The sequence below is a fragment of the Desulfitobacterium sp. genome (genome assembly GCF_982384815.1).
The window spans coordinates 1-12,388 of sequence record NZ_CEVWNY010000010.1 but is presented as its reverse complement, the minus strand read 5'-3'; the positions used below and the strand labels follow the sequence as shown (position 1 = coordinate 12,388).

The following is a 12,388-nucleotide window of genomic DNA, read 5'->3' as shown; positions in this document are numbered from 1 at the left end:
TGATGTTTCCGTTTTCAAGAATATTACAAATATATATTAATGTAGGAAATTAATTTTTAGTAATTGGAACAAACCTAGGACTCTGCAGCGATTCTCTTTGCCCGTTTTTCCACCTCTTGGCAGACCTTTTTGATGTCGATAGTTTTTAATTGGCGCTCTTCCATCAATATTTCCCCATCCACCATGACTGTTCGCACATCACCGGCATGGGCAACGTAAACCAAGTGTGCAGGAACGGAGAATCTAGGGTAAAAATGAGGCTGATCAAAATCAATCGTAATTAGATCCGCTTTATAACCAGGAACAAGCATTCCTACATCCTGAAGTCCTAAGACTTTCGCGCCATCAACGGTGGCCATCTGCAGAACTTCATAAGCCGGTAAGGCTGTGGAGCCTTTTACCAACTTTTGCTGGAAAGCCGCCGAGCGCATTTCTCCGAACATATCCAGGTTATTATTGCTGGAAGCCCCATCGGTACCCAATCCGACAGTTACCCCTAGAGCGCGGAGCTCCGGAATAGGAGCCGTGCCACTGTTTAATTTCATATTACTCTCGGGATTATGAGCTACGGAGACTTTTCTTTCCGCAAGTATCTTCCGGTCATTTTCCGTGAGATGAACACAATGAGCAGCCACTACCTGCCCGCCGAATAGCCCTAATTCATCCAACCATTCCACCGGGGTCTTGCCATATTGCTCGTGAATTATCTTTATCTCATCTTCCGTTTCCGCCACATGGATGTGAATACCCACCCCAAGACGGTCCGCTTCCCTCTTGACCCGTTGGAGATACTCGCCTGAACAGGTAAAAGGAGCGTGGGGGCCAAACATCACCTGCAGCCGTCCATTACCGGCTCCGTGGTATTTATTGATCAGCTCGATATTCTCCGCCAAAGCCTTCTCACCATTGGGAGCATTACCGATCAAGCCGCGAGCCAGTACTCCGCGAGTTCCGGCCGCTAAAACTGCTTCCGCTACATAGTTCATTGAAGCATACATATCCAGCATAGTAGTAGTCCCGGACTTAATCATTTCCCCTAAAGCCAGTAAAGTCGCCCAGTAAATATCCTCATCAGTCATCTTATCCTCAAAAGGCCAAACCTTCGTCTGGAGCCAAGGCATTAAGGGTAGATCATCGGCATAGCCTCTCAGCATGGTCATTGCGGCATGAGTATGGGTATTAATTAATCCCGGCATAACCACATCTTCAGGCAAGTCGATAATCCGGTCCGGAACAAAACTTTCCGGTGCCGCGCCCTTCTCCCCAACGAAAAGAAGGCGATCATTCTCAATAGCGATTTCCCCTTCCGGGTAAAAATCCTCCGGTCCGGTCATAGGTAAAACCATAGCACGAATAAGTGTTTTTTTAGCCACCGTCATCAACTCCTTTGTCTTTTTAAAGCATATAGACCCCCAAATATTGGAGGTCTTAGCTTTTACTTTTTTGCCCATAACTATGGAGATAGGTATCACGCATCATCGCCACGTCTTCTTGGCTTAATAAGACAGGAGAGCCCAAAAGACGGGACATAATATGAATCTGTGCACTTTTTTCTACTACTTGGCACACTTTAAACGCCTCGGCGAGCGAAACTCCTACCCCGACCAAACCATGGTTGGCAAGCAGTACGGCATTTTTGGTTTGCAAGGTCGCCGCCGCTTCCAAAGCCAGCTCAAGAGTGCCTGGCAAACGATACTCGGCAACATCTACTTGCCCGCCCACGATCATCACTAAATCCTCAACAATTCCCGGCAAGGGAACTCGGGATACGGCATGAGCCGTAGCAAAAACCGAATGGGTATGAACAATTCCTTTAACATCCGGCCGCTGTTTATAGATCTCGGCGTGCAAGAGCAACTCCGAAGAAGGTTTACGCCTTCCTTCTAAAGCATTGTTATCTATGCCCAGCAAAACTAAATCCTCTTCTTGTAAAGAAAAATAGTCCATTCCACTGGGTGTAATCCAATAACCATTGCGAGTTGCATCCCAAGCGGAGATGTTGCCCCAAGTGCCGGCCACCATCCCGCTCTGAGCAATTCTCCTGCCAACTTCAAGGATCTCCTTTTTGAGCATCAGGAACGCACCATCATTTTCAAAAGATTCACGGAGTAAGGAGAGGTTACGATGCCTTTTTCCGTAATAATCCCAGTAATTAGTTTGGACGGGGTCACGTCAAAGGCCGGATTATAGACAGGTACTGCCGCAGGAGCGATTTGAACCCCAAAAACCTCTCTCACTTCTTTAGGATTCCTTTCCTCAATGGGGATATCTTGTCCACCGGGCACTTTCAAATCAATAGTGGAAGTCGGGGCAGCGACATAAAAGGGAATCCCATGAGCTTGGGCCAGTACCGCCAAGGAATAAGTGCCAATTTTATTGGCCGTATCTCCATTGGCGGCGATGCGGTCCGCTCCCACGATAACTAAATCGATCTTCCCCTGCTGCATCAAAAAACCGGCCATATTATCGGCAATTAAAGTTACAGGTATTTTATCATTCATTAATTCAAAGGCAGTTAAACGTGCACCTTGTAAAAAAGGACGAGTCTCCCCTGCGTAAACATGAACCTTCTTCCCGATTTGATGCGCAGCTCTAACCACCCCGAGAGCTGTTCCATACTCTACAGTAGCCAAAGCACCCGCATTGCAATGAGTGAGGATATTAGCCTGTTCAGGAACCACAGCGTTACCCTGTTCACCGATTAAACGATTCACACGCCGATCATCTTCCGCAATGCTTTCAGCCTCTTTTACCAGTGCTTGACGGACTTCCGACAGGTCTTGCACTTCGTGTTGGTCCCGCAAACGGTCTTCCATGCGGCGCAATGCCCAAAAAAGGTTAACAGCTGTCGGTCTGGTCCCAGCCAAACGATTCTTAACACTTTCCATGTGACTATGCAAACCTTCCAGCTCACCCGTGTATTGCATCGCCCCTAAAGCGTATCCATAGGCCGCCGCCGCACCGATAGCCGGAGCCCCTCGAACCTCCATCTTCTCAATAGCTTCAGCCACTTCCTCGTAATTAGTAGCGATTCGGTAGCTTACCTCAGCAGGCAAACGGGTTTGATCCAATATTTTTAGGGAATCCCCCATCCATTCTAATGCTTTCACATTGGTACCGCCTTTCTAAAACTTACCGACCTCAGCATTACCTAACTGACACCGACAATCCTGTTCGGGGCGTAGAATCCTAAACGTTTCTTGAATTAACCGGGCCACTGTTCTACCCATAGTTTGCATACTTTCGATAACCTCTCCATGGGTCAACGGATGATCAGCGATCCCTGCAGCCTCATTGGTAACCATGCCAATGGAAGCGTAACACATCCCTAATTCCTTAGCTAAAACAACCTCGGGAACACTGGTCATTCCTACACATTCTCCACCGAGAATCTGGTACATTTTAATTTCTGCGGGGGTCTCAAAACGCGGCCCCTCTGTACATACATATGTAGCACTGTCCTTTAAGGCAACACCAAGGGATTCTCCGGCTTTGCCGATTACACGCCGGACCGACTTACAATAGGGCTCTGTCATATCCACATGGAGTACCCCACTTCCACCGCCCTCGTAAAAGGTCTGGGGACGACTTTTGGTAAAATCCAAGAATTGATCAAAGAGCACCAGGTCTCCAAGCTTCAACCGCGAGGAAAGCGATCCTACGGCTGCGGTTGCCATGATTTTACGTACACCTAATTCCTTTAGAGCCCAAATATTGGCTCGATAATTAACTAAATGGGGCGGAACAGTATGCCCTTTGCCATGACGACTCATGAAAACAACCGACAGGTCCCGCTCTTCAAAACTGCCAATATCCACCGTAACGATTCCATAAGGTGTGTCAATGATTTCCGAGTGAACATCCAGCAAGGTAATATTTTCTAATCCTGTTCCTCCGATCAGGGCATAGCTATTCAGATTTTTCCTCTCCTTCTTCCGAAAGGGCAAAAAGGGCCTCGGCAAAGTCTTGAGGGTTAAAAGGACGTAAATCCTCCATTCCTTCCCCTACACCAATCCATTTTACCGGAATTTTGATCTCTCCTTGAATTCCTAAAACCACTCCTCCCTTGGCAGTTCCATCAAGTTTCGTGAGAACAATGCCTGTAACGCCCGCCACTTCTTGAAAAAGCTTAGCTTGTTGGAGAGCGTTCTGGCCGGTTGTGGCATCCAAGACAAGAAGAACTTCGTGCGGAGCACCGGGGACTTCACGTTCGATCACCCGTTTGACCTTACGCAGCTCTTCCATCAAATTAACTTTATTGTGGAGTCGACCGGCCGTATCCATTATGACCAGATCGGCATTGCGGGATTTAGCAGCCTGGAGGGCATCGTAAGCTACGGCTGCAGGATCTGCACCTTCTCTTTGCTTAATTACTTCCACCCCGGCTCGCCGGCCCCAAACCTCCAGTTGGTCGATAGCAGCAGCCCGAAAAGTATCCCCGGCCGCCAGAATCACCTTCTTACCATCATGCTGGTAATAGTGTGCTAATTTACCGATGGTTGTAGTTTTTCCTACACCGTTAACCCCCACCACTAAGACGATACTGGGCCCCTGTTGGGCAAAGTTCATAGGTTCTTCGTTTCCCAGTAATTCTGCGATAAGTTCCTTGAGAACGACCTTGAGCTCTACTGCTTCCTGCAGTTTTCTTTTCTTAACTTCTTTGCGTAATCCTTCAACCAACTCCAGAGAAGTATTGACCCCTACATCGGAACGAATCAAAACCTCCTCAAGTTCTTCATATAGCTCTTCGTCAATTTTACGTCTTCCCGTTAAAATCTCTTCAACCTTAGTAACAAATTGATCACGGGTTTTAGTCAACCCTTCCTTTAACTTAGCAAAAAAACCAGCCAACTGGACTTCCTCCTTATGTAGGCACACCTTTGACGCTATTGTATCACAATATAGTCAGGCTCTCAAACTGAATCCACGAATTCAAGGAAGGTATCATTATATTATCTGGAATGATACCTTCCTTGCTGCTGTTATGGTTTTTGTCTTGCTTTATACTAATCCTAGCCCATATACGACTTGGGCTACAATAAAGCATACTATGAAGGCAATAACGGTAGGGAGACATTAATCATACTCAAAGCGGACGAAAGCTTCATAACAGGTTGGATTTTGCTTAAAAAAAGTAACCAGCCGGTGTAAGGACTGTATCGTAGAATCTGATATATAGTGCTCTATGGCTTCTGTCTCAGCAGGAATATCACATTGACTCTGAATCAATACCAGAAACTCCTGGAGCATCTTGTTTCTCTCCACTAAGTAATTTCCTTTTTGGCGCCCCTGGTCTGTTAGGACAATTTCGCCATAACGTTGATAATTGATATAGCCTTGGCTGTTTAGCTTTTGCAGTGCCTTGGACACTGAGGGTAGAGATACACTCAGTTTCTTGCTGATATCTGTTACTCTTACCACGTTATTTTCCAAGGAAAAACGATAGATTTCCTCCAAATAATCTTCCAGGCTCGGGGAAAGCACCCTCCTCACCTCCGGGACATCACCTTTCTAATAATATATGTCCTGGAGGTTTGGCATTATGACCTTTTTTCTATTTTTTCAAAAAATCTACCAGCTTTACTCTCAGGATTACAGTGCCAGGAATTACAATAATAATGACACCAAATATCGCAAATATATCAATAATGGTGTCCTGTGGAGAGATTAAATTAAACACCCACCAATACACTTTCCAAACAAAAAAGAAGCTGAATATTGTACTAAAAACATTCATCTTTTGTCGATTTACATTCACAAATATTTTTTCATGCTTTTCCTTTCCGCACTCATTACTATCCATAATATTACCCCTCTACTCCTCTCTACTTAATCAAAAAAGATTGGACTTTTCGCACGACCCCTAAGACTAAGCTATAAAATTGGTTAGCAAAAAGCTTAAAGTTAATTATTGCTTGTTAGAAAATAATCGATCAAAAACTCGTATTATTATTACTGAAAATATAGTACACGTTATTAAAGTGAAGGTGTATAGGGGTAGAGTAATTAATTCATTAGCTTTGACACTTCCGAGTAATCCATGGCCACCTAAACAAACCGCCATAACGATCGGTATATAAATATTTGTTTTTCTACCCTTTGTTAAAATCATATATATTAAATAAATAACGAGTTGAAGTAGGGCTAAAATCATCGCTACAATTATCATTGGGGAAACGTCGGGGAATATATCTAAAAGAAAGGCAATAAGGTAAAATACAAAAATATTTCTGAAATGTAGCAATCCTATAGAATTGCTTTTCATTAAATACACCCCTAAGCATTATTTTTCACGCTGCTATTGACACGCATATATAACGCGTATTATTCTAGTGTTAGAAAGGAGGTCATTCGGTTGGGGAAACAAATTACTGTGAGAAAAGTTCTTGAAAAACTAAAAGAAGAAGGCTTTATCAAATCCCCGAACCATGGCAAAGGTACAAGTCACCAACGATACATACATAAAGATGACCCGACCAAATATGCAGATATAAGCTACCATCATAGCGGTCAGATCATCCCGAAAGGAACACTTAATAGTATCGAACGCTCATCAGGAGTTAAATTCTAATCTCTGATGTAAGCGACTAAATAAAGATAAAATTTCCTAAGGAGTTGATAACTTTGGCTAATCATTTGATTTATCCCGTTGTTGTCGAAAAAGCTGACGATGAAGGCCTTGGCATGTATTTTCCTGATTTCCCCGGCACCGCCATCTTAAGTCTTGATATAACCGATGGTATCCGAAGAGCTAAAGAAATGCTTGCCAATCTAGCCATAGAAAAAGAAGAACAAGATCTGCCTCTCCCTATTCCTTCTGCTCCGGAAGATATTACCTTGTATGATGCTGGTGATCGCATTGTCTTTATAGAGGTATATTTACCTCCTTATCGCAATGAAGCTAAGAATAAATCCGTAACTAAGAATTGCACTTTACCTAAATGGTTACGGGATGCTGGGGAAGAAGCAGGTCTAAATTTCTCGCAGCTTCTTCAAACGTCAATTAAAGACGCTCTCGGCATTAACGAATCTAAAATGCAACCTTAAGCAGCCCTAGTGGCTGTTTTTTTGCCACCAATGTATCTGTATTTTCTTTGACTTTATACTCCGGCACCCTCTATTCTCCAATTTCCCTCATTATTTTCTCTGATTAAAAAATAGTTTATTTCATATTCTCCACTGTCTCTGGGTTCTATCGACTGATCCTTGAATTCAACATAGTATCTAACCCTATACAGAATCATATTTTCTCTTTCTATATTTAATGTGGGATTAAGTGGATAGTTTTTTTGTTGATCACATAATTCTAGTTCCAATAATTTAATGCCGGCTAAATTAAACAATCTGAAATCAGAGTCAGCATATTTCGAAGAATACAATTCTCTTAATTTCTCCAGATTATGTTCATTTTCACAAAAAAATGCATCCCGAATAACCTTTTCTGCATCTCTTAAATCCCCTTTACTATATTGAGGAAAGCGAGGATCGGCTACTTGAGCCTGATCGGATTGCCAAATAAAAAAAGGGACAAGTCCCATCAAGATCAGGATTAAAAAAGCAACTATTATCTTTTTGTTATTAGGCATGAATACCCTCCTTTCTTACATTAAAATTATCGCACTTGGAAATCAGCCCATAAAACCGATGTGGGCCATTCCAAGAACATTCTTATTACAGATTATACCATGAATTTAAGGAACAAAAACCATCAGGGGGTATATACTTCCCCTTTTGGACATAAAAAATGGCATAGTAGTTATCATTGTGAGAAAATTCCTGTTATGCCATAATCAAAGTAATTATTTTAAATTGAGGAGGGCATTAAATGAATACGAATGTAATGACGGCTATTCCTTTTACTATCGATCGGGATTGGCTTTTTACACATTTACATATCAAGCCGGACAAACCTTATGTCGAGGATGTAGAAAACATGATTGAGCAAGCTCTGGCAATCGGCAAACCCAAGGCTGCCTATCGATTAGCCTATATAGAATCCAAGGGAGACGATTTTGTCATCGTGGACGGAATTAAGTTCACCAGCAGAGTATTACGGGTCAACCTGGAAGAACCCTTTAAAGTAGTCCCTTATGTTATCACTTGTGGAGAAGAACTTGAAGAATGGGCAAAAACCTTTAACCATATGTTTGAAACCTATTGTGCCGATGGGATTATGGAAGCAGTTATGCGTTCCGCCCGGGTGCGATTTTTTGCCAAAATTGCGGAAGAATATAATTTAGGCCATGCCGTCAATATGAATCCCGGTTCTCTTGAAGATTGGCCGCTCAAAGAACAAGCACCTTTATTCCAACTTTTAGGCGATACCAAAGGCTTAATCGGGGTGGAACTGAAAGAAAGCTTCCTCATGAACCCTATTAAAACAGTATCCGGTTTCCGTTTTTCTAAGGAAGGAAGTTACGAGAATTGTCAGCTTTGCCCCAGAGAGAAGTGTCCCGGACGGAGAGCCCCCTATGATCAAAATTTATATGCAGAAAAGTATCAATTAAAGACAGGCGGTGAATATATTGGGCAAAGCGGCTGACATTGGCATCATCCAAGAAAGCCCCGATTTCATCAAGGATGCAGAAGGGGCTGGACAATGATCACCACCCCTGTATCCTTTTTCACAAACATTACCCTTGCTATTCTGTGTTATGAGGGGGCAGACCTCGGGGGAGGTTCCGAAAGGAGCTCCAGAGCATTAATCTAAGGATAAACCAGCTAAGACCACATAAGATACTTTTTTATGCTACCCCCAGTACTCAAAATGACCATCACTATATTTAAGACTATAACCTTTTAGCGTCGTAGGGGGAACGCCCCCTGTAAGCTTCGCTAAGTTCTCATCCAGATTAGCACTACCTTTGCTTGAATTCAAATCCAATCCGAGTTTTTTATAGGTGATAAATTTTACAATATAGTCCCCGTTTTCCTTCTGAGTAACGGGCCCTATTTTAAAAATCAACTCCTGTTCAGGGTTTATCTGGGTTTGGATATAAGCCTCGGCTTTGTTCACAATTTCCTGATCCTTTGGGTCATACTCATACAGCGGGAGTTCTATTCCCCAGTTTTTGGCAAAGTTCACAAAAAAGCTGTCATAGATATCACATACGGTTGCCGTTTGATACAGCTTTCCCCGTGCATCCTGATATTGTTCTTTTGCTGTTTTTAGCTCTTCATCTCTTTGTCCCAATTCGGCGGTCGTCCGGCTCAGCTGGGAAGCCAGTTCATTTTTTTCGCTAATCTGGATTGCCAAGGCGATTCCCAAACCTATGGTGAGCAGCAAAAGGAGCTTGACGATAGTTTTTTGTGAAATTTTCATTCCGATCACCACTGTTCCATTTAAAAATTCATTGTTCCATTTAAATCTTTCGCCAAAACCATTACCATATGCATTGAGAAACAAAATTCTGATAATTATTTCCATCATAAGGGAGGAACTGCGCATTATTATAGTTGCTCGTACTGTTTCCATTATTATCTGAATACAATCTGGCATAATACACCGCATTGCTTTTACTGTATGATACGTAATAATCTCCCGGAGAAGAACTTCGTTCAAATTCACTCTCTTGAATTCTAGGGTCATTGGCATACTTGATGTTATCGCTTAGTATTTTGGCGTAGCCGTCTTTCAAATCCTGGATAAGTTGATCAAAATCACCTCCTTCATTTTGATTAAAGTAGTGCTACTTTGATTAAATATTACCTATCCCCCCTTCGATTTTTCTTCATAAATAAAGACAACCAAGGCCGCTTTTTGCAACAAATATTTGATATAGATGGAAAATTTCTGATATAGGGTACCAGGCGGAATCTTTTCCGTTTCGACCCAAGAGCCACCATCAGGCCCGGATACATTCCAGCCTTTGATTGCACTACAGCACATCGGCTGCTTCCATGGTACCTTTGCGATGAGAAATGACCAGGAACTGAGTGGAGTCTGACAGGCGGTGGATGTATTGGGCAAAGCGGCTGACATTGGCATCATCCAGGGAAACCTCGATTTCATCAAGGATACAATAATCTCCACCCCTGTATCCTTTCTCACAAACATTCCCCTTGCTATTCTGTGCCTAATTATGAGGGGGTCAGACCCCGGGGAAGGTTCCGGAGGAAGCTACTCGATATCAAATATTTCTACACCATGATTTCTACTATAGCAAAATATTTTATCTTTATTAGGAGAAATAACTGCATTTAAGATTTCATAATCTGCTTCTGTTACCCACTTTTTCTCTTCAGTTACAAAGTCTAATATAAGGAGCGGACTTTCTCCTTTTTCAAGACAGGATAATAAGATTTTACTGCCTTTTACATCTAAAACATTTATTCTTTGAAAGCTGATATTATCTATTGGTTCGTCTAATACAAAAGATTTGCATTCATCGGTGCTAAGATTATATACTTTAATTTCCGGTTTTTGTGCATAAGTTGGCCAAGTGCAAGCAACTACATAATCCGAGGTATCAGCCCACAGGTAATAATCCATATATTTGAAGTCAAATGTCTTCTTCTCGTTATCAGTTGTGTTATACATAATAACCGTGCTGTCATGCCCTTCCAAAATATCTCTTTCGTTATACAAAATCCATTTCCCGTCAGGAGACCATAAAGGTAGGTAATAATAAGTCTTCGGGATTTCTTTATAATCATCCAGCAAGCCATCATTTACCAGCTCCGTAACTTTCTCAGCATCAACCAGCTCGCTAGTCTGAGGTATAAAAATTTCGTAATTTTCTATGTCATCTAATGAAAAAGTTATAATATCCCCATTATAGAGCAGAGAACCCACACCATCTTTATTTATATTAAGACTTGTCTCTTCATACATGTTTTCGCCGAAGACTTTACCAAACTTTTCTTTTAAGTTATAATTCCTTACCATTTTTCGGTCGTTAAATTCCAAGCAGTATTCGGCGTTATAAACATACATTTTATTATCATCAACAAGTGTCAGAGTATTGCCGTCCATGTAATAATTATTTTCATAGCCCTCATATAACAGATTTCCGCTCTTAGTCGCTACATCAAATGCATACAGCTTATGTGTGGGTATACTGTTTTCATCATCATTGTTAGTTTCGGCTCTTCCGGTTCCTAATAGTATCTCTTCATTATTCAGCCATTGGACTTCTGAAATATAATATCCGTCGTTATTGAGTATTTCATCAATAGTTACTTCTGGTGAATTTTTACTTGTACATCCAGACATCAAGAACAAAATAGCTATACATAAAATTAAACTCATTTTTTTCATTTTTACTAACTCCCATTTAGTCAAAAATAAGTTGAAAAAGGGGCTGGATTTGTCAGACCCTGATAACATTAGATATGATAAACCATTGGATAATTAGGAGAACTAGACTCAAGGATACTGTCCCCTCCAGGTGCTATATAGTAATTTTCTCCATACTCGGCTTGGATATGAAGATGCCTATCAATAGGAACACCGCCGGTTTTATTGCTCTGTATGCCTAGTTTAGTTCCCACACTGAATATTACGGCTTAAAGTTCCACCCTGTCCGGAAGGTTGGTTCCAACCATTCCGGACAGATGGTTTCAATGGTTCCGGGACAGAACCTTAGGACTTGTGAATATTACGGTTTGCAAAAGCCGCTATTTCCGCTTACTGAGCCAGCATTCAATACCACTAGAAAAATCCCCCAAAACCTACCCTAACAAATTGGTAGCAAAGTCCCGTACTTGGCGCAGCCAAGGGAGGGAGCTTGCCGAAGGATCCTTGCTGTGTACGGTAGGATAATTTTCAGCCACATGGTAAAGAAGTTTGTGCTATTCCACATTTTTGATTCCATACACTTCCCGCATGGATTTGTCATGTTCCTTATCCACATACTGAATCTCTATGGTATAGGAATCATGAACAATCCGGTCAAGGATAGCGTCCGCTAAAGTGGTTTCTTCAATCTTATTAAACCATCCCACCGGTGCAAACTGGGAACAAAATATTGTGGATGCTTTTTTATGACGGGCATGGATGATCTCCAGTAAGTCCCTGGCTTCGTTTTCGGTCAATTTGACAAGTAGCCATTCGTCAATGATGAGAAGCCGATATTTTGCATATTGATGAATTACCTTTTTGAACACACCCTCACCTTTAGCAATCGCTAGCTCAGCCAGTAACTCGGGAAGCCGTATATACTTCGTGGTGTAATAGTGTTTGCAGGCTTCCATGCCGAGTGCACAGGCTAGATAGGATTTGCCTTTATGGAAAGCTTTACATAAAGGCAATTATGCAAAGTATTTCGTTATGTAAAGTTCAACCCTAAAAGTCTTTCAGATTAGGTTTTTCTTACATTATAACTTTACATAATCAATTAGAATTGAATTGAAATCTTAGTGTTTCAATTCAAATTTTAGGGGGTTA

The 12,388-nt window shown here is 42.0% G+C and carries 12 protein-coding genes and 3 pseudogenes; 2 read left to right on the top strand and 13 right to left on the bottom strand.

Annotated elements, in window-relative coordinates; translation table 11 throughout:
* Positions 1–74 precede the first annotated feature (74 nt).
* The 7 genes from AC1U9U_RS03205 to AC1U9U_RS03175 form a co-directional block, all read right to left on the bottom strand.
* Positions 75–1,346, bottom strand: coding sequence for an amidohydrolase (locus tag AC1U9U_RS03205; protein WP_479959144.1), 1,272 nt, complete (start codon positions 1,344–1,346; stop codon positions 75–77).
* 82 nt (positions 1,347–1,428) lie between these two features.
* Positions 1,429–2,073: a class II aldolase/adducin family protein gene (locus tag AC1U9U_RS03200; protein ID WP_479959103.1), complete on the bottom strand. Its 645-nt coding sequence runs from the start codon at positions 2,071–2,073 to the stop codon at positions 1,429–1,431.
* Entirely contained in the window at positions 2,073–3,110 is a 1,038-nt protein-coding gene (mtnA, locus tag AC1U9U_RS03195; protein WP_479959102.1) for an S-methyl-5-thioribose-1-phosphate isomerase, read from the bottom strand. Before mtnA ends, AC1U9U_RS03200 begins: the two co-directional genes overlap by 1 nt.
* Positions 3,111–3,125: 15 nt before the next feature.
* Positions 3,126–3,902, bottom strand: a complete 777-nt coding sequence (locus tag AC1U9U_RS03190; protein WP_479959143.1) for an S-methyl-5'-thioinosine phosphorylase — start codon at positions 3,900–3,902, stop codon at positions 3,126–3,128.
* Positions 3,903–3,909: 7 nt separating this feature from the next.
* Positions 3,910–4,851 carry a signal recognition particle-docking protein FtsY gene (gene ftsY / locus AC1U9U_RS03185; protein ID WP_479959101.1) on the bottom strand — a complete coding sequence of 314 codons (942 nt, stop codon included), beginning with the start codon at positions 4,849–4,851 and terminating at the stop codon, positions 3,910–3,912.
* Between the two features lie 225 nt (positions 4,852–5,076).
* Complete coding sequence (locus tag AC1U9U_RS03180; RefSeq protein WP_479959100.1) at positions 5,077–5,484, bottom strand: metal-dependent transcriptional regulator; 408 nt, start codon at positions 5,482–5,484, stop codon at positions 5,077–5,079.
* 70 nt (positions 5,485–5,554) lie between these two features.
* Positions 5,555–5,803 (bottom strand): hypothetical protein, encoded by a 249-nt coding sequence (locus AC1U9U_RS03175; RefSeq protein ID WP_479959099.1) that lies wholly within the window; start codon positions 5,801–5,803, stop codon positions 5,555–5,557.
* A 552-nt stretch (positions 5,804–6,355) separates the two neighbouring features.
* Between AC1U9U_RS03175 and AC1U9U_RS03170 the strand changes: the two genes are divergently transcribed.
* Both AC1U9U_RS03170 and AC1U9U_RS03165 read left to right on the top strand, forming a co-directional pair.
* On the top strand, positions 6,356–6,571 hold the full coding sequence (locus tag AC1U9U_RS03170) for a type II toxin-antitoxin system HicA family toxin (protein ID WP_479959098.1): 216 nt from the start codon (positions 6,356–6,358) through the stop codon (positions 6,569–6,571).
* Between the two features lie 53 nt (positions 6,572–6,624).
* Positions 6,625–7,047, top strand: coding sequence for a type II toxin-antitoxin system HicB family antitoxin (locus tag AC1U9U_RS03165; RefSeq protein ID WP_479959097.1), 423 nt, complete (start codon positions 6,625–6,627; stop codon positions 7,045–7,047).
* A gap of 53 nt (positions 7,048–7,100) precedes the next feature.
* Here AC1U9U_RS03165 and AC1U9U_RS03160 read toward each other — a convergent pair whose 3' ends face one another.
* The 6 genes and pseudogenes from AC1U9U_RS03160 to AC1U9U_RS03135 form a co-directional block, all read right to left on the bottom strand.
* Positions 7,101–7,586, bottom strand: coding sequence for a DUF4829 domain-containing protein (locus AC1U9U_RS03160; RefSeq protein WP_479959096.1), 486 nt, complete (start codon positions 7,584–7,586; stop codon positions 7,101–7,103).
* An 894-nt stretch (positions 7,587–8,480) separates the two neighbouring features.
* Positions 8,481–8,594: pseudogene (locus tag AC1U9U_RS03155) on the bottom strand (chromosome segregation protein SMC); the annotation flags it as partial.
* A gap of 155 nt (positions 8,595–8,749) precedes the next feature.
* A complete protein-coding gene (locus AC1U9U_RS03150) occupies positions 8,750–9,448 on the bottom strand; it encodes a hypothetical protein (protein ID WP_479959095.1) in 699 nt (232 codons plus the stop codon).
* Between the two features lie 433 nt (positions 9,449–9,881).
* Positions 9,882–10,025, bottom strand: a pseudogene (locus AC1U9U_RS03145) (chromosome segregation protein SMC); the annotation flags it as partial.
* 95 nt (positions 10,026–10,120) lie between these two features.
* Complete coding sequence (locus tag AC1U9U_RS03140; protein ID WP_479959094.1) at positions 10,121–11,260, bottom strand: hypothetical protein; 1,140 nt, start codon at positions 11,258–11,260, stop codon at positions 10,121–10,123.
* Positions 11,261–11,793: 533 nt separating this feature from the next.
* A pseudogene (locus AC1U9U_RS03135) lies at positions 11,794–12,225 on the bottom strand (ATP-binding protein); the annotation flags it as partial.
* Between the last annotated feature and the right edge of the window lie 163 nt (positions 12,226–12,388).

Coding starts and splice junctions, on each gene's coding strand:
- AC1U9U_RS03205 (WP_479959144.1), bottom strand. CDS start 1,346: ATGGTTTTACCTATGACCGGACCGGAGGATTTTTACCCGGAAGGGGAA.
- AC1U9U_RS03200 (WP_479959103.1), bottom strand. CDS start 2,073: ATGCTCAAAAAGGAGATCCTTGAAGTTGGCAGGAGAATTGCTCAGAGC.
- AC1U9U_RS03175 (WP_479959099.1), bottom strand. CDS start 5,803: ATGGATAGTAATGAGTGCGGAAAGGAAAAGCATGAAAAAATATTTGTG.
- AC1U9U_RS03160 (WP_479959096.1), bottom strand. CDS start 7,586: ATGCCTAATAACAAAAAGATAATAGTTGCTTTTTTAATCCTGATCTTG.
- AC1U9U_RS03150 (WP_479959095.1), bottom strand. CDS start 9,448: ATGCGCAGTTCCTCCCTTATGATGGAAATAATTATCAGAATTTTGTTT.
- AC1U9U_RS03140 (WP_479959094.1), bottom strand. CDS start 11,260: ATGAAAAAAATGAGTTTAATTTTATGTATAGCTATTTTGTTCTTGATG.